The following is a 25,928-nucleotide window of genomic DNA, read 5'->3' as shown; positions in this document are numbered from 1 at the left end:
CGCTGCCTGGACCATGCTAAAAGGATAAAGATGGGGCTGTTTGACTGGTGCAAGAAAGAAGCGGCCATGCCGCAGGTCGGCTTTGAGGAACGTATCCGTTTGCAAAGCAAGCCGGCAAAGTCCCGTCAGTTTGACTTGCAGGGGAGGCAAACTGACGCCGTTCGCCTGCAACATCCGTATCTGTTTCATGTGACGGACCTTCCAACCGCCGAGGCTATCGTGAACTCGCGGCAACTGCAGGGCATTTTCCCCTACGTGACACTGTCTCAGGAACTGCAAGGCGCGGCGCAACAGGCGGAAAGAAAAGGCTGTGCGCTGATTTTTCAATTCAAGGGAAGCTCCATGGTCGGGGAAGTGCCGTCACCGAAAGCGCCGGAGGTGGCTTACCACCACGTCGGTTCCGAGGGTTATGTGGAGACGTTTATTGCTCACGGCACATTGACGCCGCTGATGCTGATCGCGATATCGTTTCGTGGCGAGGCGCCACTTTATGATGTGGCATGCGTGCTGGATACGCCGCTTTGCATTTACGTGAAAAAATAATCGCCAATTGCTGCGCGCGCCGGGCTCGCCGTCGCGATGCTCAAGGGAGAATGAATTGACGTACCCCGGCACAACTTATCTTGTCAGCACGGCCAAAACCGCCGATATCGACGCCATCACTGCCTTGCTGCAAGCCAACTCCCCTTCTCAGGGCGGCAGCCTGACGGGCGAGTTTTCACTGGAAAAGGTGGCGACCATGGCGGATGGCGCTTCGCCCGTCATCGTGGCGCGGCGCGTGGCCGATGGGCCTGTCGTTGGCGTATTGTTCAGTGCGGCGCCAGCCACCGTGCAGGCGCCCGTGGTGCTGGCCATGCTTGCCGCGTATGCGGGAAGTGACAACGCCTATGTGTATGGCCCCGTCTGCATTGCGGACTCGGAGCGGGGGCAGGGCTTGCTGGCGCTGCTGTACGCAGCCCTGCGCGCGCAGCATGGCGGGGCGGAGGCGGTGCTGTTCATCCGGCACGACAATATCGGCTCGCTGCGTGCGCATGAGAGGCTGGGCATGCGCGAAGTGGCCGGTTTTGTTTTCGATGGCGCGCAGTTTGCCGTGTATAGCGATGCCGTCGTCGCGCAATAGGCGCTAACTTGCCCGTTCGTCGGGTATCTCCAGCCCCCGCTGCCGCACATACTCCAGAAACAGCCGCGCCCCCTTGGCCATGCGCGAGGTGCCGTAGACGGCGTGGATGCTGGGGTCCAGCTCCTTTGACGACGTCAGCCGGTACGCCGTGCAGACCCGGCGCAGGGTGCCGGCGGCCACGGCAGGCTCGGCCAGCCAGCTGGCCAGACGCACGATGCCGGCGCCTTCGAGGGCGGCCTGGAAGGTGGCGATGCCGGAAGTGAAGCGGAAACGCGGTTGCACCTGGTAGCGCACATTGCGCGTAGCAGAGACGAAATGCCAGTCGCGCAGGATGCGCGGGGCCGAGTGCATGATGATGTCGTGGCCGGCCAGCTCTTCCGGTTCGTCCGGCGCGCCCATGCGGGCTATATAGCTGGGCGAAGCGTACATGTAGCGGCGGTAATTCCACAGGGGATAACCGATCAGCTCGCTCGACTGGGGGAAGGCGCCGCGGATGGCGAAGTCCAGCTTTTCCTGGATGGGGTCGATTGATTTGTCCGAAAAATGGATGTCCACGGAGACGTTCGGGTAGTCGCGCGAAAATTGTGCTACCACCTTCGGCAAGAAGCCCAGCGAGAGGATTTCCGGCGCCGAGAGGCGCACCCAGCCTTGCGGTGAGTTGCTCAGCTCGGCCAATTGGTCTTCCGCCTCGGCCTGCGTTTCCAGCAAGTGCTTGGCCGACGCGTAATACGTTTCGCCGGCCGTCGTCAGGGTGAACTGCTTTTGCGTGCGCAGGATCAGCTCGGCGCCGATGGCGTCTTCGAGGAACTGGATGGCGCGCGTGACGGCCGACGGCGAGCGTCCCAGCATGCGCGCCGCGTGGATGAAGCTGCGCTTTTCGACGACGGTGCAAAAGGCGCGGATCTCCCACATCAGTTTCATCGACATCGTGTGACTCCCGGCAAAAGAGGCCAGTAGACCGCACGGGGCGTATTCCGTCAAGCGTTACGTGTGATTGCGTTTTCCGCAATATGAAGTTGCATCCGGAAAAATCCACGGCGCCTATACTGCCGCTGTCGCCCATTCCTTATTGCCTATCATGCTGACCATTTCGCTGCTGTGTTTATTTGCTTTCTTTGCCGGCCTGATCGATGCCGCCGTGGGCGGGGGCGGGCTGATACAGCTGCCGGCCCTGTTCAACCTGATGCCGAACATGGCTTCCACGTCCTTGCTGGGGACGAATAAACTGGCGTCCGCCTGCGGCACCACGTTTGCCGCCCGCTCCTTTGTCGGCAAGGTGCATATCCCGTGGCTGCTGGTGCTGCCCGCCGTGGCCAGCGCCTTCATCATGTCCTTCATCGGCGCGGCCGCCGTGTCGTATGTGCCACAACAGGTGGTGCGCCCCATGGTGCTGGTATTGATCATCATCATGGCCATCTACACCTTCATCAAGAAGGATTTCGGCACGACGCGCGAAGCGCGCCCCATCGGTCCGCGCGAACGCATCCTTGCCATCGTCATTGGCGGCGCCATCGGCTTTTATGACGGTCTGTTCGGGCCAGGCACTGGCAGTTTCCTGATTTTCCTCTTCATCCGCGTTTTCGGCTTTGATTTCATCCTCGCTTCGGCCTGCTCGAAACTGGTGAATATCGCCACCAACGTGGCCGCCCTGGCCTTCTTCATTCCCGCCGGCCACGTGGTATACGCCGTGGCCGCACCGATGGCTGTGTGCAACATCCTGGGTGCCCTGACGGGCACCTGGATCGCCGTGCGGCGCGGCGCCGCCTTCGTGCGCATCCTGTTCCTCGTGCTCCTGGTGCTGCTGATTGTGAAATTGTCTTACGACATCTTCTTCAAGTAAGTTTTTAAACGACAACAAGCCATGAAAACCATCCAGGGCGTGCTGTGGGACAACGATGGCGTGCTGGTCAACACCGAGCAGCTGTTCTATGAAAGCAACCGCGACTTGCTCATGCCCTACGGCATAGACTTGACGCCAAAGCAATTCTTTGACTGGTTCCTGGACAATAACTACGGCGCCTGGCATGTGCTGCTGGGACAGGGCCACGCTATCGAACTGGTCGATCGCCTGCGCGCCGAGCGTACCGTGCTGTTTGCGGAACGGCTGCGCCAGGCGCGCCAGCTGGCCATGCCCGGCATCGGGCAAGTGCTGGCGGCGCTGCGCCCGCATGTTGCCATGGGCGTGGTGACGAGCGCCTACGCACAGCATTTCCAGCTCAGCCATGCGGCCACGGGCATGTTGCCGCACTTCGACTTCGTGCTGACGCGTGAAATGTATGGGGAAAGCAAGCCGGCGCCCGACGGCTACCAGCTGGGTTTGCAGCGCCTGGGGCTGGCCGCGGCCCAATGCGTGGCCGTGGAAGATTCGCCGCGCGGCTTGCGCGCCGCCAAGGCTGCCGGGCTGGAATGCATCATCGTGCGCAATCATATGAACCGCGAGCATGCGTTCGACGACGCCTTTTGCATAGTGGAATCAAGTGCCGAGCTGGGCGCGGTGCTGGCCTCCTTCGTGCCCGGCATGGCGCAAGCACCCCGGCAATTAGAGGCCTTCCTCTGATACGGCTTGCCGGCATGCCATTACAATTGCCTATCGCATTCACCGGCACCATCCCACGATGACACTCCCGCAACTGCACTTTGCCCATGCCAACAGTTATCCTGCAGGCACCTACCGCAGGCTGTTCGCCTTGCTGGGTCAGCACTACAGCGTGCAGGCGCTCGACATGCACGCGCACGATCCCGCTTACCCCGTCAGCACGGGCTGGCCCGAGCTGGTGCGCGAATACATCGACGACCTGGAACGCCGCTACAGCGCGCCCGTGATCCTCGTCGGCCATTCGCTTGGCGGCATGCTCAGCGTCATGGTGGCCAAGCAGCGCCCCGACCTGGTGCGCTGCGTGGTCTTGCTCGATTCGCCCGTGGTGGCGGGCTGGCGCGCCTTGCTGGTGCGCCTGGCGCGCAATACGGCGCTGGGCGAACGGTTTTCTCCGTCGCGCTTTTCCGCCCGGCGGCGCAAGTTGTGGCCCGATGCGCAAGCCGCGTATGCACACTTTGCCTCCAAAGACATGTTCGCGATCTGGGCGCCGCAAGTCTTGCGCGACTATATCGATAGCGGCCTGGTTCCCCACCCGGACGGGGTGCAGCTGCGCTTTACGCGCGAAGTGGAAACGGATGTTTATCGCAGCTTGCCGCATCATATCGGCGGCCTCGTCAAGGATGGCTTTCCCGTGCCCATCGGTTTTATCGGCGGCACGGCATCGGTGGAATGCCGCCAGGCGGGTTTGAAGGCCACGCGCAAGCTGGTCGGCAGGTTTTTCCGCCAGGTGCCGGGCGGCCATCTGTTTCCCATGGAAAACCCGGAACTGACGGCGCAAGTGGTGCGCGAGATGATCGCTTCCTTGCTGGCGAAGCAGTAGCCTGACGCCAACGATTTTCATCTTGCAAGGGCCAACAGTGGCGGGTTTTCGCGTAAAATCCTGCCATTCGGGCCGCGCCTGCAGCAGGCGTGCGGCCCCCGCCATTCCGATATTCTAGAAAGAGCCCCTGCGATGACGATTAAAAGCGATAAATGGATACGCCGCATGGCGGAAACAACGGGCATGATCGAGCCGTTCGAACCGGGCCAGGTCAAGGAACGCGACGGCAACCGCATCGTTTCTTACGGCACGTCCAGCTATGGCTATGACATCCGTTGCGCCGACGAGTTCAAGTTGTTTACCAACATCAACACTACCATCGTCGATCCGAAGGATTTTGACGCGAATAACTTCGTCGATGTGTCTGGCAAGGGCTATTGCATCATCCCGCCGAACTCGTTCGCGCTGGCCCGCACGGTCGAGTATTTCCGCATTCCCCGCAATGTATTGACGATTTGCCTGGGCAAGAGCACGTATGCGCGCTGCGGCATCATCGTCAATGTCACCCCGTTCGAACCGGAATGGGAAGGTTTCGTGACCCTGGAGTTTTCGAATACGACACCGTTGCCGGCGAAAATCTACGCCAACGAAGGCGTGGCGCAAGTGCTGTTCTTCGAATCCGATGAAGTGTGCGAAACCTCGTACAAGGACCGTGGCGGCAAATACCAGGGCCAGGTTGGCGTGACCCTGCCGAAGACCTGATTGCTGGAAGGGCGGGGCGCCAGCCGTCTTTCCCTTCTTTACCTGCCTTTACACCCGCAGCACTACATCCGCGCCCATGCTTGCCGTTAACCTTGGTAGTGAAACACTGAGGAGGCATCATGGTAGCGGCAATCGGTTCAGGCAGCGCGGTCAGTGCGGCAAGTAGCGCCAGCTCGGGCAGCAGTTCGCAGATCGCGGCGCTGCAAAAGCAGATCACGGCGGCGCAAAAGCAGTTGACGGAATCGCAGAAGGGCGCGCAGACGGACGCGTCGCAAAAGCTGCAGCAGCAGTTGGCGCAACAAATCCAGGCCTTGCAGGCGCAAATTGCCCAGTTACAGGCGGCAGCGGCGCAAGAGGCGGCGCAGCAAGCTCCTCAGACGACCAGCAGCGCCGATACGGCGACGAGTCCGGCCAAATCAAGCTCGTCGACCCTGGGCAGCATCATCGATACCCAGGCGTAACAAGGTTAGCGGCAATGCTCGCCGCCAGGCTCGCCGGAAGGTCAGCCTGGCGTTTTGGTGGGCAGCAACATTTCCACACACAGCCCGCCACCGCTACGCAAGCTGGCCCCGATGCGCCCGCCATGGGCGCTGATGACGTGCTGGGCGATGGCCAGGCCCAGGCCATGGCCGTCCGTACTGTGCTGGGTATTGCTGGCGCGGAAGAACGGCTGGAAAATGCTGGCCAGGTCGGCACCTGCGACGCCGGGTCCCCGGTCCAGCACGGCGATGCGCAGCCAATCATGCTGGCGCGACAAATTCACTTCCACCGTACCGCCATCGGGACTGTGCTTGACGGCATTGCGCACCACGTTTTCCACGGCGCGCGCCAGCAGCTCCGGCCGGCCCGTGACAGCGGCGTCGGCGATGGCCGCGTCGCCCGCGAGGGCTATCTCCACCTGGCGCGCCTTCGCTTCGTAGCGGGCGTCTTCCATAATGTCGTGCAACAGGTCGGCGATGCCGACGTCTTCGCTGAGCGGTGAGCCAGCGCCAGCTTCCAGCCGCGACAGGGTCAGCAGCTCGCCGATCAGCTTATCCATGCGTTCGCTTTCGCGTTCGATGCGCTGCATCGAGGCGTCCATCTTGTCCGGCTGCTGGTGCGCCAGGCCGATGGCCGCTTGCAAGCGTGCCAGCGGCGAGCGCAGTTCGTGCGACACGTCATGCAGCAAACGCGTCTGGCTCTCCATGAGATTGCGCAAACGACCCGTCATGCGGTCGAAATCGCGGCCCAGGTCCGTCAATTCATCGCCGCGCTTGCCGCTGGCGTGAAAGCGGGGCGCCAGGTCGCCGTGCGAGGCGGCCTCGAACGCTTGTCGCAGGTCGCGGATGGGACGCGCAAAATACCAGGCCAGCAAGAAAGAGAACAGCAGGCTGGCGGCGATGGCGGCGGCCAGGGGAATGAAGGTGCGGTAGGGGTTGTCCATGCGCGGTCCCGGCGGCATGCCGCCCATGCCACCCATCTCGCGCGGACCTCCGCGCTGGTAGTCGGCGTGCGGCGGCGGCATGCCGGACGCTTCGGAACGGGGGGCGCCCATGCCGCGCGGGCCGCTCAGGGTGACGGCGTTGAGCGTGTCGCGCGCGGCGCCCGCCTCGGCAGTGCGAAAGCGGACGGACGAGGGCAGGAACAGCAGGTAACGCACGCCGTCGCTGCCGATGACCTCGCGCACCACGGCATGGGGCGAGCCTTGCGCCAGCAGCGCGCGCGCCTTGCCGAGTATGGCCGGATGGACCTTGCGGCCCATCAGTTCTTGTCCTTTTTCATCGACGGCAAATACGCGCATGCGTTCCATCTTGCCGAGAAACTGCTGCAAGGCTTTGCTGCCGCCCGCTTCCAGGGTGGCGCTGGCCGCTTCGATGGCCATCTGTGCGGGCGGGCTGGTATCGATGTCGAGGGCCCGCTCCTGTTGCGCCGCCCGGTTTTTCAGCCAGAAAGTGCCGCCGATACCGATGGTGGCCGTGACTTGCGCCAGCATGATGCACAGAAAAAACTTCCAGAACAGACGGCCCACGCTTATTCCTTGATCAGCTGGTAGCCGAGACGGTACACGGTCTGCAGGCAGGAACGGCCATCGGCCAGGCTGCCCAGCTTGCGGCGCAGGCTGCTCAAGTGCACGTCGATATTGCGGTCGAAGCGCGCCATGGGGCGGCCCAGGCCCAGTTCGGACAACTGATTCTTGCTCACGGGCTTGCCCGCATGGCGCACCAGCACTTCCAGCAGGTTGAATTCAGTGCTTGTCAGTTCCAGGTGCGTGCCGGCCCAGGCGATGCGGCGCTGTTCCGGCCACATCGTCAGTTGCCCCACGGTCAGCGGCGCCAGGCCCGAGCTATCGTGCGGCGCCGCTTGCGAACGGCGCAGGATGGCGCGGATGCGCGCCGTCAGCTCGCGCGGTGTGCACGGCTTGGTCACGTAATCGTCGGCACCCAGCTCCAGGCCCACGATGCGGTCCGTGTCGTCGCCGCGTGCCGTCAGCATCAGGATGGGCAGGTTGCTGCCGCCACGAATGCGGCGCAGGGTTTCCAGGCCATTCATGCGCGGCATCATGACGTCGAGCACGGCGATGGCGTACAGGCCTGTCAGTGCCTCGGCCGCGCCGCTTTCGCCGTCATGCACGGCGCGGGCGTCAAAACCTTCCTGCGTCAGGTATTCCTGAAACATGCCAACCAGTTCCACGTCGTCATCGATTAACAAAACCTTGCTCATGCCTGTGCTTTTTTCGGGTGAATATCGCCCGATGATAGCAGTCAAGGGGGGCTGTTCAGGACGGTTTTACCCGCTTTTACATACCTCTGCTTACATTTCCGCCCCTTCCTTTACACGCTTTTACCCCAGCCTAACGTTGCTTTACATGCCAGACGCCGACAATCAGGGCTGGTCGCCACGAAAGGAAAACCCAATGAAACACCTGAGTATCGCCGTATCCCTGTTGCTGCTGTCCGCCTGCAGCATGCCGCTGCTCGCACTGGCCCAGCAGGAGCCTGCGCCGGACGGCACGCCGCCGCGCGCCATGCCGGGGCCGCCACCCGGCTTTGGCCATGGCCCCGGTCACGGTCCGGGCGGCCCCGGCGCGCAAGGCTTGCCGCCGTTTCTGCACGGCATCGATCTGAGCGAAGCGCAGCAGGACAAGGTTTTCGCCGCCACCTACGCCCAGGCGCCCTTGCTGCGCGAACAGGAAAAAATCGCCTTCAAGGCGCATGCGCAGTTGCGCGAGCTGGCAGGATCCAGCGCCTATGACGATGCGAAGGCCAGCGCACTGGCGAGTACGGCGGCGCAAGCCCTGGCGCAGATCAGCTTGCTGCATGCGCGGCTGGAGCAGCAATTGCTGGCCGTGCTGACGCCGGAGCAACGCAAGCAGGCGCAGCAGCGGCGCGACAGCCGCCCCGGCCCGCACCGTCCCCAGTAACGACATCATCCAACGACAGGAGATTGAGCATGAGCATCAGTGCCTTGAGTTCCAGCAGCGCCGCTACCCAGCTGAGTGCTTTCAACCGCGTCAGCGGCAGCAATACCGGCAGCGCCGACAGCGTGGGCGGCGCGCGGCCGCCCAGGCAGGACGATAAGGGCTTTCTCGATGCCGTTTCCAGCGCACTGTCGTCGATCGGCGTGACGCTGCCCGACACGGTATCGTCCGACAGCACTGGCGCCGACACCAGCACCGCCGACACCAGCACCGCCGGCAGCAGCGATGCCGGCCAGGCATTGGGAGCGTTCCTGCACCAGTTGATGGGTAGCCTGCATGCCCAGGGTGGCTCTGGCGCCAGCGCCGGCGCAGACAAGGACGGCGACAAGGACGGCGGCGGGGTACGGGCACGGGGGCATGGCAATATCAAATCGGACTTGCAAAGCCTGATCCAGACCCTGTCGTCCGGCACGGGCAGCGATAACAGCAGCGTTTCGGACTTGCAATCAAGCTTCTCCAGTCTGATCACTGCCTTGGGCGGCGGCGCCAGCACCAGCGGCGACAGCAGCGCCAAGTTGAGCAGTTTCTTGCAGGCGCTATCGGGCAGCCTGGGGGCTTCCGGCAGCAGTGCCAGCCTGCCATCCAGCGGCAACCTGGTCAATACAACGGCCTGAACCATGGAACGCAAGCTCGCCCTGGTTGCCAGGAAGGCGCTCTCGCCACGGGCCACGCAGGCGCTGTTCCTGTGCGCCAGCCTGAGTCCTGCCTTGGCGGGTTTGCCCCACTTGTTGGAATATGTATGGAATTACATGATCACGGTCTGGCATCCGACCTCGAAATGATGCGCCATGCGGTTGAGCGGCGGCAAGTCCTGCGCTGGCTGCTGGCCGGCGCCGCTACCTTGCCCCTGAGCAGCTGCGGCGGCGGTTCGGACGCCAGCGGCACGGTGGCAGCCAGCGTTGCCAGCACAGGCATTTCCGGCAGCGGCACCGTCACGATACCGACGGTGGGCGCCTGTCCGGTGATCCCCGAAGAAACGGGTGGGCCGTATCCGGCCGACGGCACGAATACGAATGGCGGCAGCATCATCAACGTGCTGAACCAGTCGGGGGTGGTGCGCAGCGATATTCGCGCCAGTTTTAATGGCGCCACGGGTATGGCGGCGGGCGTGCCACTCACTATCAAGCTGCAGTTGCTCAACGCCAGCGGCAGCTGCGCCAGCCTGGCCGGCTACGCCGTCTATTTATGGCATTGTGACCGCGACGGCCAGTATTCGCTGTATTCGAGCGGCGTGACGGCGCAAAATTATTTGCGGGGCGTGCAGGAAACGGACAGCGCCGGCAACCTTGCCTTCACGACGATCTTTCCCGGCTGCTACGCGGGGCGCATGCCGCACGTGCATCTCGAGGTCTATCCCAGCCTGGCCAAGGCGGCCTCTGCCGCGAACCGCCTCAAGACCTCGCAGTTCACCTTTCCGATGGCAACGTTAAGCGAGGTCTACGCGGCCAGCGGCTACACGGCCAGCGTGCACAACCTGGCGCAGATCAGCTATGCCTCCGACAATATCTTCCGCGACGGCACCTGCCTGCAGATGGCCGCGGTAACGGGCGATGCCACAGAGGGCTATGTGGCGACCCTGACGGTGGCCGTGAACGGTTAAGTTGCCGTCATGAAGCCCAGGTCGCGCCGGCTGAAGTTGCCGATGTTCGGGAACACCTCGGCCATCTGGCTGTCGGCCACGCCGAACCATTTGGCCAGGGTGGCGCCGTACTGGTCGACGGAGGTGGTCGGCAGCAGGGCGCCGGAACCGACATCGAGCGCATGGCCCAGCCCCGTGACGGGGAAGGTGCCGTAGATGTCGCGGCCCTTCACGGCGCCGCCCACGACAAAGTGGTGCGCGCCCCAGCCGTGATCCGTGCCGTCGCCATTGCTGCTGAAGGTGCGGCCGAAGTCCGACGCCGTAAACGTTGTCACCTGACGCCGCACGTCCGCGCCCTGCAGGGCGGCCAGTGTCGCGTCGAAATACGCCAGCGCGTGCGCCAGGCGCGCCATCAGGTCGGCATGCAGCACTTTTTGCCGGTCATGCGTGTCGAAACTGCCCAGTGTCACATAAAACACCTGCCGTTTCGCCCCCAGGGCGCCGCGCCCGCCGATGATGCGCGCCACCGTCTGCAATTGCACGGCCAGCGGATTGACACCGGACACGCCCGTGTTCGGATTGATGTAGGGTGGGGGATTGGGCACGCCGCCCGCGCCGGCTGCCAGCATGGCGCCGTTGAGGATGCTCTGGCTGGAAATGGCGCGTTGCACGACGGCCACGTGTTCCTGTTCGATCAGGTCGCTGCCCGCATCGTTGACGATCGCTTGCAGCGCACCCGCGCCGCCCGTGCTGCCATACAGGCTGCCGCCCAGGCCACGGATGGGCACGGCACCTGCCTGCCCCACCTGGAACTGGCGCACCTGGCGCCCGCTGAGGAAGACGGTGTTGCCTGCGGCGGAAATGGCCGTGAACATCGCATTCGTATTGAGCGAGCCGGCCACGTCGGCCATTCGGCCGCCCCAGCCCACGCTGGCGCCTTCCGGCGAACCCGATTGCCACGTCGATTGCTGGTCGTTGTGCGAGAACAGCTTGGGTGGCAGGGCGACGCTGCCCGCCTTGTACTGCGCCAGAGTGGCGGGCTGGATCAAGGTGCCTACATTGGCCACGATGGCGGCGCGGCCATTGTCGAACAGGTCTTTCAGTGGCGCCAGCTGGGGATGCAGGGCGAAGGCGCGGCCCGTTTGCACGGTGGCGGGCGTGACCGGCAAGACGCCGCCCGTCTCGCCCACGCCGGGCAGATGGATGGAATCGGCACCGCCCGTGTTGCGCAGGCGCGAGTACTCATTCCATGAGGTCGTATCGGTGGCCAGCACCGTGTTGAAGGCGTCGTTGCCGCCTGCCATGAACAGGCAAACCATGGCCTTGTAGTCGTTGGCCGATTGCGCGGCGGCGTTGCCCATGGCGGCCAGGTTCATGGCGAAGGGGGTGGCCGTGGTACCGGCCAGGCTCAGCATGGAGCCGAGGAAGCGGCGGCGGGAAAAGGGGAAATTTTGCATGTGATCGCTCTTACTTTTGCACCAGGTAGGCCGGCGAGGCCATGGTCAGGAAAATGGCCAGTTTGACGCGGTTGGCCTTGGCGGTGGCAACTTGCGTGGCATTGCTGGCCGTCGCCGTGGGGATGCTGATGCCATTGACGGCGGTCAGGATTTGTCCGCGCAGCCTGGCTGGCATGCTGCCATGCATCAGGAGCAGGTCGATGCGGTCGAGCAGGGCACCCGTGTCGCTTGCCAGCGCCAGTTCACGCGTGTAGTCGGGCTTGACTTCACGGCTCTCGCCCACACCGCTATTGATGGCGTCTTGCATGAAGTTCAGGTAGCCCGTCACCGACGGTTCCGCCGTGATTTGCAGTTCCGGCGCCACCAGGCCCGCGCTGGCAAGGGCGGAATTGGGCGGCGTATAAGCGGGGCGGAAAAAACTGAATACGGAAGGCGGATTCAAGGGACTCTGGCCCAGCCCGCTCAAAGGATCGTCGAGGTAATACAGGCTGTAGCGGCCGCCAGCTGGCTTGGCATCGAAGGCGCGCATCCAGCCAGCCAGGCGCAGCAGTGGCTCGCGCAGCTTGCCTGTGCGCAAGGTGCTGCCGCTTGGGGCCAGCGCCTCCGGGTCGAGCAGTACTGCTCGGATGACGGCTTGCATGTCGCCGCGCACGCCGCTACCGTTATTTGCAAACGCGGCGGCCACGCGGCCCACGTAGGCGGGGCTGGGATTGCTGCTGATCAGGCGCTGGATCAACTGGCGGGCAAAGAACGGTCCCGCATTGGGATGATTGAACAGGGTATCGAGTGCCAGTTTCAGGTCGGCCTGGCCGCTGCTGACACCGGAGATGCTCTGGCCCAGGAAGCGCTTGTCGCCGCTGGAATGATAGGCCGCGTAGTTCTGCATCGGCTTCCAGTCGCGGTCGGGATCGGCCGTGCCGCCATAGAAGCGCGTAGCGCTCTGGTCCGGACCGGCCCAGCTCCAGCCTGTAAAGACGCGAGCCAGGCCCGCCACGTCGTCGTGCGTATAGGTGTCGATGGGTTTGCCACCGGACAGTTTCAGGCTGCCATCCGCATTCAGCTGGTACAGGCCGATGGTAAACAGTTGCATCACTTCGCGGGCGAAGTTTTCATCTGCCGTACGGGTGGCCGATTCTTTCTGGTTGCGCAGATGGGACAGGTACAGCCCCATCATCGGATGCAGGGCCACGCCTTCCAGCAAGTCGCGGAAGTTGCCAAAAGCATGCTGGCCCAGCATGTCGTAATAACTGGCCACGCCACGCACCTGCGGCCGTACGGCATCATTCTGCATGGAAATAACGAAAATCTCGGACAGGGCAAAGGCCATGCGTTGGCGCAATTGGTCCTCGCCACGGATGCCCTGCTGCCAGAAGGTTTCATATACCCCCGTAACCCCCACTTTTTGCCCGCCGGCGGCCTGCGCTGCCAGCATGGCGTCGATGTAGCTGCGGTGCAGGGTTTGCGGCTTGGAGAACTGAGCGCGGAGCCAGGCGTCGCTATCGCTGGCGGCCAGCGCCTCGATGGCCGCGATGTTCGGCCCGAACGTGGCACGGCCCAGGAAACGCGACGCTTCCAGGCGCGTAAAGGTGGCTGTCTGCCTGGACGGCGGCGTGGTCAGAGGCGGCGGTGCAATAGTGTCGCCCGGCGTGGTGCCAGGCCCGGCGGTCGCTGGCGGCACTGCCGAGATGTCCGGGTTCTGGGTGGCGCCGGTCTTGCTGTCGCCGCCTCCGCCGCAGGCGGCAAGCAGGCTGAGTAGGGTGATGACCAGCACACGGTGCAAAGCAGGATGAGTCATTTGGTTTCTTTCGGGCAATAAAAATCTCGCCCGTTCAGTGTAGGGCTTGTTGAACAAAATCCTGTTTCCAATTAACTGGCTGCATATTGGTCTGGTTTGCTTTTAATTGGTGTTGGCGTGTAATTGAGGATGTTTTTGCCGAACTAGTGCAAAGTTTCCTTTTTGAAAATGAAAATTACTTTTTGTCGAGCACGTGCACTGTGGCGTATAAGCGACGTAATCATTCCTGCCAATTAAGCTTGTTTGAACGCTCATCTTGACAAGGAAACCCGCAGCTTCGGAAACGATGGTTTATACGCTATTGGCGAAACGCCGTGCGCCATACCAAGCCGCTCTTCTCCTGCGCCGGGCAGGCTCTCTCCGCATGGTGCTTCGCCGCTGGCCCTGAAGCGGCGCGAACCAGACAACCTGGCACGAGTCACTCAGGCGGGTAGCCTGATATTCCCGCCGTCTGATCTGGCGCAAGCGTGCGCGCTGGCCTGAAATGAAAAACGCCGCCAGATTTGCATCAGGCGGCGTCCATGACTACAGTTCAAGGAACGATGACGTTTTTAGGCGTTCTCATCCAATTTCACACAATCGACAAAATAGCCGCGCTTGCCATCGACTTCGCGTTTCACGAGGCCATGCACATCCGTCTCGAAGCCGGGGAAGCGCTCGTTGAAGTCGCGCGCGAAGCGCAGGTAGTCGACGATGGTCTTGTTGAAGCGCTCGCCCGGGATCAAGAGGGGAATGCCCGGTGGATACGGCGTCAGCAGGATGGACGTGATGCGGCCTTCCAGTTCGTCGATCGCCACGCGCTCGATTTCGCGGTGCGCCATTTTGGCGAAGGCGTCCGACGGCTTCATGGCCGGGATCATGTCCGACAAATACATTTCCGTCGTCAGGCGCGCCACGTCGTAGGCTTTGTAGAAGTCGTGGATTTGCTGGCACAGGTCGCGCAAGCCCATTTTTTCGTAACGCGGGTTGGCCGCCGCGAATTCCGGCAGGATGCGCCACATCGGCTGGTTCTTGTCGTAGTCGTCCTTGAACTGCTGCAAGGCCGTCAGCAGGGTATTCCAGCGGCCCTTGGTGATGCCGATGGTAAACATGATGAAGAAGGAGTACAGGCCGCATTTTTCAATGATGACGCCGTGCTCGGCCAGGTATTTGGTGACGATGGACGCGGGGATGCCCGTCTCGCCGAACTGGCCGTCCAGCGACAGGCCCGGGTTGACGATGGTCGCCTTGATCGGGTCGAGCATATTGAAGCCGGGAGCGAGATCGCCGAAGCCGTGCCAGTCATCCTCGGCACGTATCATCCAGTCTTCCTGCTGGCCCATGCCTTCGTCGTTGAAGTTTTCCGGACCCCAGACCTGGAACCACCAGTCCTGGCCCCATTCCTGGTCGATCTTCTTCATGGCGCGGCGGAAATCGAGCGCTTCCATGATCGATTCTTCCACCAGGGCGGTGCCGCCCGGCGCTTCCATCATGGCCGCAGCCACGTCGCAGGAGGCGATGATGGAGTACTGCGGCGAGGTCGAGGTGTGCATCAGGTAAGCCTCGTTGAAGGCGTCCTGGTCCAGCTTGACCGTATCCGATTCGCGCACGAGGATTTGCGAGGCTTGCGACAGGCCGGCGAGCAATTTGTGCGTGGACTGGGTCGAGAAGATCATCGATTCCTTGGCGCGCGGACGGTCCTTGCCGATGGCGTGCATATTCTTGTAGAAGTCGTGGAAGGTGGCGTGCGGCAGCCATGCTTCATCGAAGTGCAGGGTGTCAATCTTGCCGTCCAGCATTTCGCGCAGGGTTTCCACGTTGTAGATCACGCCATCATAGGTCGATTGCGTGATGGTCAAAATGCGTGGCTTCTTGTTCTTCGCTTCGCGCGCGAACGGATTTGCCTCGATCTTGCGGGCAATGCTTTCCGGCGTGAATTCAGCCAGCGGGATGGGGCCGATGATGCCCAGGTGGTTGCGCGTCGGCATCAGGAACACGGGAATGGCGCCGCACATGATGATCGAATGCAAGATCGACTTGTGGCAGTTGCGGTCGACGACGACGATGTCGCCTGGCGCCACCGTCGAGTGCCACACCATCTTGTTCGAGGTCGACGTGCCATTCGTGACGAAATAGCAATGGTCGGCATTGAAGATGCGCGCCGCATTGCGTTCCGACGCGGCGACCGGGCCCGTATGGTCGAGCAGTTGGCCCAGTTCCTCGACGGCGTTGCAGACGTCGGCGCGCAGCATGTTTTCACCGAAGAACTGGTGGAACATCTGGCCGATCGGCGACTTCAGGAACGCCACGCCGCCCGAGTGGCCGGGGCAGTGCCACGAATAGGAGCCGTCGTTGGCGTAGTGCACCAGCGCGCGGAAGAAGGGCGGCGACAGGCCGTCCAGGTAGGATTTCGCTTCGCGGATGATGTGGCGCGCGACGAATTCCGGCGTATCTTCGAACATGTGGATGAAACCATGCAGTTCGCGCAGAATATCGTTGGGGATGTGGCGCGAGGTGCGCGTTTCACCGTACAGATAGATGGGGATGTCGGCGTTCTTGTAGCGGATTTCCTCGACGAAGGCGCGCAGCGACTTGAGCGCGTGATCGGTTTCCTCGATGGACCCGGCGCCGAATTCTTCATCGTCGATCGACAGCACGAAGGCCGACGCGCGCGATTGTTGCTGGGCAAATTGCGACAAATCGCCGTAGCTGGTCACGCCCAGCACTTCCATGCCTTCTTTTTCCATTGCGGCGGCAAGGGCGCGAATGCCCAGGCCGGACGTATTTTCAGAACGGAAATCCTCGTCAATGATGACGATGGGGAAACGAAATTTCATGCATGTCTCCAAAAAAGCAAGCCGCCCCTGACAGATGTGAAGGGGCGGACTAGGGCGCGACGGTCAGGCGGTAGTGCAACCCGGCAGCCGCAGAAAAAAAATAAGAACGGGATTCTCGCAGAAATGCGGCGTCTGCGGGAAAAAAATATCGTAGCAAAGCGTCACACGCTTGCGCTAGCGTGACGCATGGGTGTGACAGGGGTATTACAGCAACATTCTGGCTATCTATATCACCATATCAGGCTTTGCGTTGCAGCGTGACAAAGGCGTAAGGCAGGCCGGATTTCTCCGAGACATGCGCTTCGCGCGCGGTTTCTTGCCACGTGGCGTGATCCACGGCGGGGAAAAAGGCGTCGCAGTCAAACGTCTGGCCGATTTCCGTGATGATCAAACGCTGCGCCAGGGTCAGTGACTGTTTGTAGATCTCGGCGCCACCGATGACATAGCCTTCCGCGCCATCGAGCAGGGCGATGGCCGCTTCCACCGACGACACCGCTTCTACCCCCTCATGGCGCCAGTCCGGATTGCGCGTGATAACGATGTTGCGGCGGTTCGGCAGCGGGCGGCCGATGGAATCGAAGGTCTTGCGGCCCATGAGGATGGGATGGCCCGTCGTCAAGCGCTTGAAGTGCGCGAGGTCTTCCGGCAATTTCCATGGCAGGGTGTTGTCAATGCCGATGCCGCCTTGCTGGTCGGTGGCGACGATGATGGTCAAATGGCTCATTGGTTCTGTAAAAGTGGTGGGGGCATGACCCGATGCCCGTCATTATCGTTGAAATCGCTTGCCGCCTCCAGATGCGCACGCATGGCTTGCGCAAGCGCGCCTGGCGCTTCCAGCGGGATCATGTGGCCGGTGTTATCTTTGAGCAAGTGCAGGGTGGCTTGCGGCAGCCGGGCCGCCATGGCGCGCAGGTCGTCGGGATTGACCAGCTTATCGTCTTCGGCGCCCACGATCAGCACGGGAAAATCGAGCTCGGGCAGCCGCGCCATCAGGTCGGGGCGGTCTATCGTGGTGAGAAATTGCGCCAGCAGCACGTCCTTGCCCAGGTCCAGCCCCATCTGCTGGATCAGTCCCGTGATGGCGACATCGTCGAGGTGCAATGGGTGCAGCAGTTCGCGCAGGCGCTGGCGCGTGATGCCCGCATAGGCATTGCGCTCGAGCATGGCGACGATGCGCTGGCGCGCTTCAATTTCCGCCGGCAGCAAGCCTTGGGCCGAATTGGCGATCAACGTGAGCGACTTCACGCGCTGCGGGTGCGCCAGCGCATGTTCGAGCGCCAGGTAGGCGCCCAGCGAGAAGCCCACCAGATGGGCTTGTGGAGCGCTATGGCTGGCGATCATCTGCTGCATTTGCGGGCGCGTGCGCGCCTGGTGCAGGGGCACGTGCTGCAGATCAAAGGCGTGGCCCAGGGCAGGCGCCAGGCGCGACCACAGGCGCTCGTCGCACAAGGTGCCAGGAATGCAATCGAGTCGTATTTTGGTATTGTTCAAGGACAAGCCTGGGTACAGGATGGTGAAAGTTTTTGTCGAGCGGCATTATCCGTCATTTTGCGCCTCCGGGCAGTGGCCCCGTCTTTTCCGTATGGCATTATTTTCAATAGTGCGCGGCTGGCAAGCAGTAACTTTATGGTAGGCTCATGGCTCATCAAGCCGGAGTAACGGCGACGTGACCTGAAACACCGAATGCAACCCCCACTTTAAAGAGGAAATACCATGGCGATCAGTTTGCAAAAAGGCGGCAATGTCAACCTGAGCAAGGAAGCCCCTGGCTTGAAGAAAATCGTGATTGGCCTGGGCTGGGACCCGCGCGCCACCGATGGCGCCGCTTTCGACCTGGATGGCAGCGCCTTCCTGCTGAAAACCGACGGCAAGGCCCGTTCCGACGCTGATTTCATTTTTTACAATAACCTGAAGTCGGTGGACGGCTCCATCGTCCACGCGGGCGATAACACCACGGGCGGCGGCGATGGCGATGACGAGAAAATCGCCGTCGACCTGGCCAACGTGCCGGCCGACATCGACAAGATCGCCGTGGCCGTCACGATTCACGACGCGGAAGCCCGCAAGCAGAATTTTGGCATGGTGGGCAAGGCCTACATCCGCTGCCTGAACGGCGACAACGGCACGGAAATCGCCCGCTACGACCTGTCGGAAGACGGCTCGACGGAAGCGGCCATGATCTTCGGCGAAATCTACCGCGCCGGCAGCGAATGGAAATTCAAGGCGATTGGTCAAGGCTTTAAAGGCGGCCTGGGCCCTCTGGCGCGTTCCTTTGGTATTAATGCTTAAAAAGCATGTTGACGCCTGAAAGGGCGTACCTTTGCCGGGCGGCCACGCTGCCCGGTTTTGCTTATCCTTTGTATCACCCTTCTTACTACCTGATCCCATGGAAAACCTGATCAAGGGGCAGCGCCTGGCGCTGTCCGGCCTCGTCACGGGCAATGTCGTGCAACTGGGCCTCGCCAGCGCCGGCGTGCCGCTGGACTTTGCCTGTTTCGGCCTCGATGCCGCCGGTAAATTGTCCGACGAGCGCTACATGACCTTCTTCAATCAGCCGCGCACGCCGTGCGGCGGCGTGGAAACATCGGCGCCGTCCGGCGATGCGGCCGGCTTCAGCTACCAGCTGGAGCGTTTGCCTGCGTCCATCGAACGCCTGGTCGTCACGGCCGCCATCGATGGCGCGGCCACTATGGCGCAGTTGGGCAGCGGCTACCTGCGTTTGCTCGACGGCGGGCGTGAATTGGCCCGCTACGCGTATGCGGGCGTTGATTTTGCGCAAGAAAAAGCCGTCATGCTGGGCGAGTTCTACCGCAAGGACGGCAGCTGGCGCTTCATGGCCGTGGGCCAGGGTTTTAATGGTGGCCTGGACGCGCTGGTGGCCCATTTCGGCGGCGAAGTGGCGCAGCCGGCCGCTGAACCGGCGCCGTCCCCCAAGATTTCCTTGTCGAAAATCTCGCTGACCAAGGCGGGCCAGACGCACAAGGTGTCGCTGGAAAAAGGCGCTGGCGCGCCCAGCAAACTGACCGTCAAGGCCACCTGGGTCGATAACGGCGATGGGGACGATGATAACGACGATCTCGACTTGCGGGTCGGCATCCTCTTGCCGAATGGCCAGATGCGCTTCATCCAGGCGCCGGACACGCCCGGCAGCTTTGACGCCATGCCGTATGTACGCCACCTGGGCGATGTGGCGGGCGCGTCAGGCAAGGAGCCTGCCACGGAAACGGTGGAAGTCAATCCAGCGCTGGCGCAGCATTACGGCGGCACGGTGGGCCTCGTTTTCAGCGTGTATTCTGCGCTGGCCAACGGCGCCGTCCCGGTGGCGTCCATGCGGCCGAAAATGGTCATGCAATACGGCCAGCAAATCGTCGAGTGCGACTTCGACTTCCGCCTGTCCAAGGCGGCCGAGGACGACACGGTCTACACCTATGTGATCGGCATGGCCCGCATCACGCCGGATAGCATTATCCTGGAGCCGTCCGGCAAGACGTCCGATCCCGGCAGCGAAGCGACGCCGTGGCTGAGCTGGCAGGGAGAGAACCTGCAGCTGGTCTTCAATGGCCCCGTCGTCTTCAAGGGTGAGGACAAGGACGATGAGGATGATTTCAATGCGGACAATCCGCGCCGCTATATCGCCTAGGAGGCACTGATGGAAACCTTGGCCAAGGGTCAGCGCTTGCCGCTGGCCAATCTTGTTCCCGATGGCGTGCTGCAGGTCGGCGTTGCCGCGCAGGGGCTGGCGCTCGACGTGGCCTGTTTTGGCCTCGATGCTGCGGGCAAGCTGTCCGACGAGCGCTACATGACTTTTTTCAACCAACCGCGCACGCCGTGCGGCGGCGTGGAAGCGCGCGCCGGCAGTGGTGGCGACATGGCAGAATTTGCCTTGCAGCTGGCGCGCTTGCCGGCCAATATCGACCGCCTTGTCGTGACGGCGTCCATCGATGGCGGCGGCGTGATGTCGCAGTTGCAAGCTGGCCACGTGCGCTTGCAGGCGGGCGGGCGCGAACTGGCCCGCTTTACCTTTGCAGGGTCTGATTTTGCGCAAGAAAAAGCCGTCATGCTGCTGGAACTCTACCGCAAGGATGGCGGCTGGCGCTGCATGGCCGTGGACCAGGGTTTCAATGGGGGCCTCGATGCGCTGGTGCGCCATTTCGGCGGCGAAGTCGACCAGGCCGCGCCGGCCGCTCCTGCGGCGGCCCCGGCGGCTTCGGCCGTCATGCAGGCGAAGATCAACCTGGAAAAGCGCGTTGAACGCGAAGCGCCGCAACTGGTCAGCCTGGTCAAGCAGGCGGGCGTGTCCCTGCAAAAAGTGGGCTTGTCCGACCACCGCGCCAAGGTCTGTTTATGTCTGGATATTTCCGGTTCCATGGGACGGCTGTATAAAGAAGGCCTGGTGCAGCGCTTTGCCGAGCGCATCCTCGCTTTGGGCTGCAAGTTCGATGACGATGGCGAGATCGATGTTTTCTTGTTCGGCAAGAACGTCCACCATCCGGCGCCCATGGCCTTGAGCAACTGCAATAGCTATGTGGGTCAAGCCATACAGCGCCACCCGCTGGAAGGCGACACCCGTTATGGCGCTGCCATGCAAGCCATTCGTGCGTTCTATTTCCCCGACGCGGCTGGCGGCGAGCGCACGCGGGCGGTCGCGGCGGAATTACCCGTGTACGTCATGTTCGTGACCGATGGCGGCACGAGCGACCAGGCGACGACAGAGAAACAGTTGCGTTGGGCCAGCAATGAGCCGATTTTCTGGCAATTCATGGGCATCGGCAAAGGACGCAAATCGAAAAGCAAGTTCCTCGCCGCCTTTGCCGATTCCGACTTCCCCTTCCTGGAAAAGCTCGACGAACTGCAGGGACGCCTGGTCGATAACGCCAATTACTTTTCCGTCAGCTCGCCCGACGAGCACAGCGATGCGGAACTGTATGACTTATTGATGACGGAATATCCGGGCTGGCTGACACTGGCGCGCGGCAAGGGCTTGCTGAGATAGTGTAAAGCTGGCGCAAAGCTCATCGGATGAGGCTGTACGACCCCAAGTGGAAGAGATTTGTAAATTGAAGTAAATAACAATGGTTCGCATTTGCCTTGGTCCCGGGACTCGTGGCATGCTTTGACGGTGCCCTCACGCTGCGGCGTAGCGCCTCATCCGTAGCGTCTCGATTATTTTTTAGCCAAATGCATAAAATCCTTTTCCACTGTCTGGCGGGCAGTAGCCTGCTGGTCTCCGGCGCCTTTGTTCAGGCGCAAACTGTCACCGGCGACACCGTCATCAAGCCCGCACCAGCACCAGCACCAGCGCCAGCGCCAGTATCGGCCAAGGCGCCGGCCACCGATACCCCGTCCGTCAGCGTGACGGCCGAGCGTCCCACGGGCCGCATCGACCGGCAAGTCTACGATGTCAAGTCCGACGTGGGTAGCAGCAATGGCACGGCGGCCGACGCCTTGAACAATGTACCGTCGGTGGCCGTCGACCCCGACGGTTCCGTGTCCCTGCGCGGCAGCAGCAACGTGCAAATCCTGATCGATGGCAAGCCTTCGGCCATGCTGCAGGGCGACTCGCGCGGCGCCACCCTGAACGCCATGGCGGCGGACGATATCGAATCGGTGGAAGTGATCAACAATCCCGGCGCCCAGTTCGGCAACGAGGCCGGTGGCGGCCCGATTCTGAACCTGGTGATGCGGCGCAACCGCAAGCCGGGTGGCTTTGCCACCGTGAATGCGAATGCGGGCATTGCCGGGCGCTATAACAGCGCCGTCTCCGGCAGCTACAATGAAGGTCCGTGGGGCTACCAGGGCGGCATCAATGTGCGCCACGACGGCCGCAATTCCGTGGGCGAGGTCAGCCGCGAGCGCCTGGAGCCCGGTATGGGTGCCTTTGCCCCCAGCAGCCAAAGCTCCATCAGCAATGGCTTGAATGACTCGCTGGGCTTGCACGGCACCGTGAATTACAACCTGAATACGAATGACACCCTGGCCGCCAGCATGTCGTATAACGGGCGCAGCAACGACCAGCGCTCGCTCGACCGCTACATCAATGGCGACACCATGGGCGGCACCATAGTCGACTATGTGCGCAGCACCGTGCGCAATGGCGACAGCCGCAATTACAGCTGGGGCGCGCGCTACGACCACAAGGGGGAACTGCCGGGCGAAACCCTCAAAATTGACTTGCGCGTGTCCTCGTCCACCAACGAGAGCGACAGCGATTACGCCAACACCTACACGGTGACGCCCGTGAATGCCTTCGACAGCCGCGCGCGCCAGCATAGCGAGACGGGCAACCGCATCATCGACTTCAGCGGCGATTACGAGCGTCCGCTGGCGGGCGGCACGGCCAAGCTGGGCTACAAGGTGGCCGACAACAAGAGCAGCTTCGACACCCTGTACACGGACATCAACCCGGCCAGCCTGGCGGAGATCGTCAACCCCATGCGCAGCAATCGTTTCGAGATGGATGAGCGCACCATCGCGCTGTACGGCTCTTACCAGATGCGCCTTAGCGAACGCTGGGGCGCGCTGGCCGGCTTGCGCGCCGAATACACGGACTTGAACGTGCGCCAGATCACGGGCGGCGTCGAGGCCAGCAACAACTACGTCAATTACATTCCCAGCCTGTTCGCCACTTATAAAGTCAGCGACGAGAGCAATTTGCGCTTCAGTTATGCGCACCGCCTGCGCCGCCCCAACGCGGGCGACCTGAACCCGTACGTGGTGTACCGCGACGAGTTCAATGTGTCGGCTGGCAATCCCAAGCTGAAACCCACGCAAACGGACTCGTTCGAGATCGGCTATGAAACCAAATTGTTTGGCCTGGAAAGCAGCTTGCGCGCCTATCACCGGCGCGACACGGACGCCATCGTCGATTACCGCTATTTTATTAGCGACAATGTGCTGCTGACCACGCGCGAAAACGGCGCAGGCAGCCATGCGAGCGGTCTGGAATTCAGCGTCAGCGGCAAGCTGACGCCGTCCCTGACCCTGAACACGAGCGGCAACCTGGCGCGCAGCCAGCAAACCAGCTCGGACGACCTGGGTAACCGCAGCACGCGCACGGCGAATGCCCTGAGCGGTCGCGCACGCCTGAATTACCAGATCAATCCGGCTAACCAGCTGCAACTGGCCCTGCAAATGCAAGGCAAGATGCTGTCGGGACAGGGCTACCGCTCGCCGAACAACACCTTGAACCTCAGTCTGCGCCACACGGTAACCCCGCAGCTGAGCCTGGTCATGAATGTGACCGATGTGTTCAGCACCAACAAAATGGAAACCGTCATCAACAGTGCCTCCTTGCGCGAGACGAGCACACGCCGCTTCGATGGGCGCATGATTTATGTGGGGCTGTCGTACCGCCTCGGCGGCGCCACCACGGCGGCGAAAGAAGGCGAGCGGGAACCGCGTTTCGGCCCGCCCGGCGGACGCGGGCCGGGCGGTCCAGGCCCGGGCGGACCGGCAGGCGAAGCAGGCTAGGCCGCTGTCGCGATCTCGTTCAGGAAGTCGATGAAACTATCCGCATGGTGCTCGAAGCACCATGCGCCCGTGCCATGCTCGGCCGTGTACACGGGCGCATCGCCGTCGGCAATGGCGCCCAGGTCCAGGCAATACGGATCGGCACCCGCGTCGGCAATCACCAGGTACTGTTCCGGCCAGCCGGCGATGGCGTCACCGCTGACGGGATTCCAGGCGTAACCGTGCTGAGCCTTGATCAGTTCTGCCGCGCCGTACAGGCTCAAACCCTGGAAATACTGTGGGCTGTCGATACATACCCGCAGCGGCGAATGGCAAGCCAGGAAGCGCCGGTAGTGTTCCGGCAAGGCCCAGCGTTGCGCGATGCCGGCCATGTCGGCGGCGCTGGCGATGGTCAGCCAGTTCGATGGCTGCGCCAGGTCCTGCTCTTTCCTGCGTCTGGCCGCCAGCTTTTTATCCAGCATGGCCGCGGCTTTTTCCAGTGGCGTGCGCGGATCATCGAGCGCCGCATGCGTGGCGGGCAGCGCGTGGCCTGCGCCATCCGGATAGCCATCGCGCTGCCAGGCCAGTACGGCGTCCAGTTGCAGCTGCTCTGCCTTCCAGTGACCGGGATCGTAAGGCAAACCTGCATCGAAAGGCTGGCGGCTGAAGACGGCCAGGCTTTTCACGGCCTTGGCCCGCACGCTCAGCGTGGTATGTTCTGCGGTGGCCAGCGCAAGCAGCGGGCCATACGCCGCTTTGCCCATGCTTTTGAGCATGCCATCGACGCCCCAGTAGGCGAGGCCGGCCATCTCGAGACTCCAGCTGAAAAATGTGCCGTGCTCGCCGGGTTCGACCAGCGCGACGATATCCGTCATCAGGAAGCTGCGCCAGTGCAGCAGTTGCCCATCGCGCGCATACGCCATCAGAATGTCCAGCACGGCCAGCCGGTCGTCGGGCGCATGCTTTTTCAGCAGCCGTTCCTTCAGCCGGGCGAACTTGCTGCCATCCGTTTCGTCAAACAGCTTGCGGTGCAGGGCGGCCAGCGGAGCGACCGCCATCAGACGGCCATCGCCGCCTTGATGGGCGCATGGTGTTCATAGCCTTCCAGCGAGAAATCCGACGGTTCGATCTTTTCCAGCCATTCCGGCTCGTACTTGCCCGTTTTCGCATAGTCTGGCACGCGGTCGGAAATGACGAAGCGCGGCGCGGGGAAGGGCGTGCGCTTCAATTGTTCTTCCACCATGTCGAGGTGGTTTTCATAGATATGCGCGTCGCCGATGAAGTAGGTGAACCAGCGCGGTGTATAGCCCGTCAGGCGCGCCACCAGATGCAGCAGGGCCGCGCCTTCGGCGATGTTGAACGGCGTGCCCAAGCCGATATCGTTGCTGCGTACATATAAACACAGGGAAATTTCGCGCGTGCTGGCGTTCGGGATGAATTGATACAGCAAATGGCAGGCGGGCAGGGCGACGGCGTCCAGCACGGCCGGGTTCCAGCCGTGGAACAGGATGCGCCGGCTGCCCGGGTTATTCATGATGGTGTCCAGGCATGCACGCAACTGGTCGACGGCCTTGTACAGCAGCACTTTTTGCACGCCATCGTCGACGATGGGGGCGACCAGCGTAAAACCGTTCGCTTGCGCATCGGCAATCTGTGCCGGCTTGTCGGCATCGAGCAGCTTGTACGCGGGCCATGAGCGCCATTGCACGCCGTACACGGGGCCCAGGTCATCCTCGCCTTCGCGGTAGGGGTTGGCCAGCCATTGCGCATTTTCGTTGGCGTTCTGGTCCCACACCTTGCAGCCCAGCGCGCGGAACTCGGCCGCATTGCGCGAGGCGCGCAGGAAGGCGCACAGTTCGCCAATCACGGATTTGAAAGCCAGTTTCTTGGTTGTCACGGCAGGGAAGCTGCCGTTGGCCAAGTCGAAACGCATCATGGCGCCCGGCACGCTCAGGGTGCGGATGCCCGTGCGGTTGTCTTGCCAGCTGCCCGTTTCGAGCACGGTCTTGATCAAATCTTGATATTGCTGCATGTATTTCTCCAACGGTAAGGACGGTGATTGTAACGCAGGCGCGACAGGCGGGCTGCCGTCCACGCACATAAATGCGCTGCCGTTTCACCTGCAAACATGACTCTG

General features: G+C 62.3%; 25 protein-coding genes. 15 read left to right on the top strand and 10 right to left on the bottom strand.

Going from position 1 to position 25,928, the window contains the following annotated elements; genetic code table 11:
- Positions 1 to 30: 30 nt before the first annotated feature.
- Together CLU92_RS09370 and CLU92_RS09365 are read left to right on the top strand one after the other, a co-directional pair.
- Positions 31 to 543, top strand: coding sequence for a hypothetical protein (locus CLU92_RS09370; protein ID WP_101481669.1), 513 nt, complete (start codon positions 31 to 33; stop codon positions 541 to 543).
- Positions 544 to 598: 55 nt separating this feature from the next.
- Positions 599 to 1,120: an N-acetyltransferase gene (locus CLU92_RS09365; protein ID WP_101481668.1), complete on the top strand. Its 522-nt coding sequence runs from the start codon at positions 599 to 601 to the stop codon at positions 1,118 to 1,120.
- Positions 1,121 to 1,123: 3 nt separating this feature from the next.
- Here CLU92_RS09365 and CLU92_RS09360 read toward each other — a convergent pair whose 3' ends face one another.
- Positions 1,124 to 2,047, bottom strand: a complete 924-nt coding sequence (locus tag CLU92_RS09360; protein WP_101481667.1) for a LysR family transcriptional regulator — start codon at positions 2,045 to 2,047, stop codon at positions 1,124 to 1,126.
- A gap of 151 nt (positions 2,048 to 2,198) precedes the next feature.
- On the opposite strand from CLU92_RS09360, the gene CLU92_RS09355 reads away from it, so the two are divergent.
- The 5 genes from CLU92_RS09355 (at position 2,199) to CLU92_RS09335 (ending at position 5,699) form a co-directional block, all read left to right on the top strand.
- The gene (locus CLU92_RS09355; protein WP_035819546.1) at positions 2,199 to 2,960 is read left to right on the top strand and encodes a TSUP family transporter; all 762 of its coding nucleotides are present in this window, start codon (positions 2,199 to 2,201) and stop codon (positions 2,958 to 2,960) included.
- Positions 2,961 to 2,981: 21 nt separating this feature from the next.
- On the top strand, positions 2,982 to 3,677 hold the full coding sequence (locus tag CLU92_RS09350; protein ID WP_101481666.1) for an HAD family phosphatase: 696 nt from the start codon (positions 2,982 to 2,984) through the stop codon (positions 3,675 to 3,677).
- Between the two features lie 58 nt (positions 3,678 to 3,735).
- Positions 3,736 to 4,536, top strand: coding sequence for an alpha/beta fold hydrolase (locus CLU92_RS09345; protein ID WP_101481665.1), 801 nt, complete (start codon positions 3,736 to 3,738; stop codon positions 4,534 to 4,536).
- A gap of 132 nt (positions 4,537 to 4,668) precedes the next feature.
- Positions 4,669 to 5,238 (top strand): dCTP deaminase, encoded by a 570-nt coding sequence (dcd, locus tag CLU92_RS09340; protein ID WP_035819543.1) that lies wholly within the window; start codon positions 4,669 to 4,671, stop codon positions 5,236 to 5,238.
- 119 nt (positions 5,239 to 5,357) lie between these two features.
- Positions 5,358 to 5,699 carry a FlxA-like family protein gene (locus CLU92_RS09335; RefSeq protein ID WP_101481664.1) on the top strand — a complete coding sequence of 114 codons (342 nt, stop codon included), beginning with the start codon at positions 5,358 to 5,360 and terminating at the stop codon, positions 5,697 to 5,699.
- Between the two features lie 41 nt (positions 5,700 to 5,740).
- Here CLU92_RS09335 and CLU92_RS09330 read toward each other — a convergent pair whose 3' ends face one another.
- Together CLU92_RS09330 and CLU92_RS09325 are read right to left on the bottom strand one after the other, a co-directional pair.
- Positions 5,741 to 7,246 (bottom strand): ATP-binding protein, encoded by a 1,506-nt coding sequence (locus CLU92_RS09330; RefSeq protein WP_101481663.1) that lies wholly within the window; start codon positions 7,244 to 7,246, stop codon positions 5,741 to 5,743.
- 2 nt (positions 7,247 to 7,248) lie between these two features.
- Positions 7,249 to 7,938, bottom strand: coding sequence for a response regulator transcription factor (locus CLU92_RS09325; RefSeq protein WP_101481662.1), 690 nt, complete (start codon positions 7,936 to 7,938; stop codon positions 7,249 to 7,251).
- Between the two features lie 193 nt (positions 7,939 to 8,131).
- Here CLU92_RS09325 and CLU92_RS09320 point away from each other — a divergent pair, with 193 nt between their 5' ends.
- The 4 genes from CLU92_RS09320 to CLU92_RS09310 are packed head-to-tail and all read left to right on the top strand — an operon-like array spanning position 8,132 to position 10,295.
- Entirely contained in the window at positions 8,132 to 8,638 is a 507-nt protein-coding gene (locus CLU92_RS09320) for a Spy/CpxP family protein refolding chaperone (RefSeq protein ID WP_101481661.1), read from the top strand.
- 29 nt (positions 8,639 to 8,667) lie between these two features.
- Complete coding sequence (locus CLU92_RS09315) at positions 8,668 to 9,309, top strand: hypothetical protein (RefSeq protein WP_101481660.1); 642 nt, start codon at positions 8,668 to 8,670, stop codon at positions 9,307 to 9,309.
- 3 nt (positions 9,310 to 9,312) lie between these two features.
- A complete protein-coding gene (locus tag CLU92_RS27750; RefSeq protein ID WP_166674759.1) occupies positions 9,313 to 9,477 on the top strand; it encodes a hypothetical protein in 165 nt (54 codons plus the stop codon).
- Entirely contained in the window at positions 9,435 to 10,295 is an 861-nt protein-coding gene (locus CLU92_RS09310; protein WP_101481659.1) for an intradiol ring-cleavage dioxygenase, read from the top strand. Before CLU92_RS27750 ends, CLU92_RS09310 begins: the two co-directional genes overlap by 43 nt.
- Here CLU92_RS09310 and CLU92_RS09305 read toward each other — a convergent pair.
- The 5 genes from CLU92_RS09305 to CLU92_RS09285 all read right to left on the bottom strand — a co-directional run bounded on the left by CLU92_RS09305 (position 10,292) and on the right by CLU92_RS09285 (position 17,833).
- Positions 10,292 to 11,731 (bottom strand): DUF1501 domain-containing protein, encoded by a 1,440-nt coding sequence (locus CLU92_RS09305; protein WP_101481658.1) that lies wholly within the window; start codon positions 11,729 to 11,731, stop codon positions 10,292 to 10,294. The two genes, CLU92_RS09310 and CLU92_RS09305, sit on opposite strands and share 4 nt — an antisense overlap.
- 10 nt (positions 11,732 to 11,741) lie before the next feature.
- Positions 11,742 to 13,526 carry a DUF1800 family protein gene (locus CLU92_RS09300; RefSeq protein ID WP_101481657.1) on the bottom strand — a complete coding sequence of 595 codons (1,785 nt, stop codon included), beginning with the start codon at positions 13,524 to 13,526 and terminating at the stop codon, positions 11,742 to 11,744.
- A gap of 551 nt (positions 13,527 to 14,077) precedes the next feature.
- Positions 14,078 to 16,342, bottom strand: coding sequence for an arginine/lysine/ornithine decarboxylase (locus tag CLU92_RS09295; protein ID WP_101481656.1), 2,265 nt, complete (start codon positions 16,340 to 16,342; stop codon positions 14,078 to 14,080).
- A 238-nt stretch (positions 16,343 to 16,580) separates the two neighbouring features.
- Entirely contained in the window at positions 16,581 to 17,066 is a 486-nt protein-coding gene (locus CLU92_RS09290; protein WP_101481655.1) for a dihydrofolate reductase, read from the bottom strand.
- Positions 17,063 to 17,833 carry an alpha/beta fold hydrolase gene (locus tag CLU92_RS09285; protein WP_101481654.1) on the bottom strand — a complete coding sequence of 257 codons (771 nt, stop codon included), beginning with the start codon at positions 17,831 to 17,833 and terminating at the stop codon, positions 17,063 to 17,065. The genes CLU92_RS09290 and CLU92_RS09285 overlap by 4 nt, the downstream gene beginning before the upstream one ends.
- Before the next feature lie 222 nt (positions 17,834 to 18,055).
- On the opposite strand from CLU92_RS09285, the gene CLU92_RS09280 reads away from it, so the two are divergent.
- The 4 genes from CLU92_RS09280 to CLU92_RS09265 all read left to right on the top strand — a co-directional run bounded on the left by CLU92_RS09280 (position 18,056) and on the right by CLU92_RS09265 (position 23,812).
- The gene (locus CLU92_RS09280) at positions 18,056 to 18,631 is read left to right on the top strand and encodes a TerD family protein (protein ID WP_101481653.1); all 576 of its coding nucleotides are present in this window, start codon (positions 18,056 to 18,058) and stop codon (positions 18,629 to 18,631) included.
- Between the two features lie 97 nt (positions 18,632 to 18,728).
- Positions 18,729 to 19,982, top strand: coding sequence for a TerD family protein (locus tag CLU92_RS09275; RefSeq protein WP_101481652.1), 1,254 nt, complete (start codon positions 18,729 to 18,731; stop codon positions 19,980 to 19,982).
- 9 nt (positions 19,983 to 19,991) lie between these two features.
- Entirely contained in the window at positions 19,992 to 21,335 is a 1,344-nt protein-coding gene (locus CLU92_RS09270; protein ID WP_101481651.1) for a VWA domain-containing protein, read from the top strand.
- 185 nt (positions 21,336 to 21,520) lie between these two features.
- On the top strand, positions 21,521 to 23,812 hold the full coding sequence (locus CLU92_RS09265) for an outer membrane beta-barrel family protein (protein ID WP_101481650.1): 2,292 nt from the start codon (positions 21,521 to 21,523) through the stop codon (positions 23,810 to 23,812).
- Here the strand turns inward: CLU92_RS09265 and CLU92_RS09260 are convergent.
- Together CLU92_RS09260 and CLU92_RS09255 are read right to left on the bottom strand one after the other, a co-directional pair.
- Positions 23,809 to 24,849 carry an SMI1/KNR4 family protein gene (locus CLU92_RS09260; protein ID WP_101481649.1) on the bottom strand — a complete coding sequence of 347 codons (1,041 nt, stop codon included), beginning with the start codon at positions 24,847 to 24,849 and terminating at the stop codon, positions 23,809 to 23,811. The two genes, CLU92_RS09265 and CLU92_RS09260, sit on opposite strands and share 4 nt — an antisense overlap.
- Positions 24,849 to 25,823: a thymidylate synthase gene (locus CLU92_RS09255; RefSeq protein WP_101481648.1), complete on the bottom strand. Its 975-nt coding sequence runs from the start codon at positions 25,821 to 25,823 to the stop codon at positions 24,849 to 24,851. The genes CLU92_RS09260 and CLU92_RS09255 overlap by 1 nt, the downstream gene beginning before the upstream one ends.
- Between the last annotated feature and the right edge of the window lie 105 nt (positions 25,824 to 25,928).

Source organism: Janthinobacterium sp. 61 (genome assembly GCF_002846335.1).
Classification (GTDB): Bacteria; Pseudomonadota; Gammaproteobacteria; order Burkholderiales; family Burkholderiaceae_D; genus Janthinobacterium.
The sequence above is the reverse complement of the archived record's forward strand: the minus strand, read 5'-3'. Positions and strand labels throughout refer to the sequence as shown.

What these genes read in the sequence shown, in the direction of transcription:
- CLU92_RS09370 (WP_101481669.1), top strand. Translation starts at nt 31, where the DNA reads ATGGGGCTGTTTGACTGGTGCAAGAAAGAAGCGGCCATGCCGCAGGTC.
- CLU92_RS09360 (WP_101481667.1), bottom strand. Translation starts at nt 2,047, where the DNA reads ATGTCGATGAAACTGATGTGGGAGATCCGCGCCTTTTGCACCGTCGTC.
- CLU92_RS09355 (WP_035819546.1), top strand. Translation starts at nt 2,199, where the DNA reads ATGCTGACCATTTCGCTGCTGTGTTTATTTGCTTTCTTTGCCGGCCTG.
- CLU92_RS09350 (WP_101481666.1), top strand. Translation starts at nt 2,982, where the DNA reads ATGAAAACCATCCAGGGCGTGCTGTGGGACAACGATGGCGTGCTGGTC.
- CLU92_RS09345 (WP_101481665.1), top strand. Translation starts at nt 3,736, where the DNA reads ATGACACTCCCGCAACTGCACTTTGCCCATGCCAACAGTTATCCTGCA.
- dcd (WP_035819543.1), top strand. Translation starts at nt 4,669, where the DNA reads ATGACGATTAAAAGCGATAAATGGATACGCCGCATGGCGGAAACAACG.
- CLU92_RS09335 (WP_101481664.1), top strand. Translation starts at nt 5,358, where the DNA reads ATGGTAGCGGCAATCGGTTCAGGCAGCGCGGTCAGTGCGGCAAGTAGC.
- CLU92_RS09325 (WP_101481662.1), bottom strand. Translation starts at nt 7,938, where the DNA reads ATGAGCAAGGTTTTGTTAATCGATGACGACGTGGAACTGGTTGGCATG.
- CLU92_RS09320 (WP_101481661.1), top strand. Translation starts at nt 8,132, where the DNA reads ATGAAACACCTGAGTATCGCCGTATCCCTGTTGCTGCTGTCCGCCTGC.
- CLU92_RS09315 (WP_101481660.1), top strand. Translation starts at nt 8,668, where the DNA reads ATGAGCATCAGTGCCTTGAGTTCCAGCAGCGCCGCTACCCAGCTGAGT.
- CLU92_RS27750 (WP_166674759.1), top strand. Translation starts at nt 9,313, where the DNA reads ATGGAACGCAAGCTCGCCCTGGTTGCCAGGAAGGCGCTCTCGCCACGG.
- CLU92_RS09310 (WP_101481659.1), top strand. Translation starts at nt 9,435, where the DNA reads ATGGAATTACATGATCACGGTCTGGCATCCGACCTCGAAATGATGCGC.
- CLU92_RS09305 (WP_101481658.1), bottom strand. Translation starts at nt 11,731, where the DNA reads ATGCAAAATTTCCCCTTTTCCCGCCGCCGCTTCCTCGGCTCCATGCTG.
- CLU92_RS09300 (WP_101481657.1), bottom strand. Translation starts at nt 13,526, where the DNA reads ATGACTCATCCTGCTTTGCACCGTGTGCTGGTCATCACCCTACTCAGC.
- CLU92_RS09295 (WP_101481656.1), bottom strand. Translation starts at nt 16,342, where the DNA reads ATGAAATTTCGTTTCCCCATCGTCATCATTGACGAGGATTTCCGTTCT.
- CLU92_RS09290 (WP_101481655.1), bottom strand. Translation starts at nt 17,066, where the DNA reads ATGAGCCATTTGACCATCATCGTCGCCACCGACCAGCAAGGCGGCATC.
- CLU92_RS09280 (WP_101481653.1), top strand. Translation starts at nt 18,056, where the DNA reads ATGGCGATCAGTTTGCAAAAAGGCGGCAATGTCAACCTGAGCAAGGAA.
- CLU92_RS09275 (WP_101481652.1), top strand. Translation starts at nt 18,729, where the DNA reads ATGGAAAACCTGATCAAGGGGCAGCGCCTGGCGCTGTCCGGCCTCGTC.
- CLU92_RS09270 (WP_101481651.1), top strand. Translation starts at nt 19,992, where the DNA reads ATGGAAACCTTGGCCAAGGGTCAGCGCTTGCCGCTGGCCAATCTTGTT.
- CLU92_RS09265 (WP_101481650.1), top strand. Translation starts at nt 21,521, where the DNA reads ATGCATAAAATCCTTTTCCACTGTCTGGCGGGCAGTAGCCTGCTGGTC.
- CLU92_RS09260 (WP_101481649.1), bottom strand. Translation starts at nt 24,849, where the DNA reads ATGGCGGTCGCTCCGCTGGCCGCCCTGCACCGCAAGCTGTTTGACGAA.
- CLU92_RS09255 (WP_101481648.1), bottom strand. Translation starts at nt 25,823, where the DNA reads ATGCAGCAATATCAAGATTTGATCAAGACCGTGCTCGAAACGGGCAGC.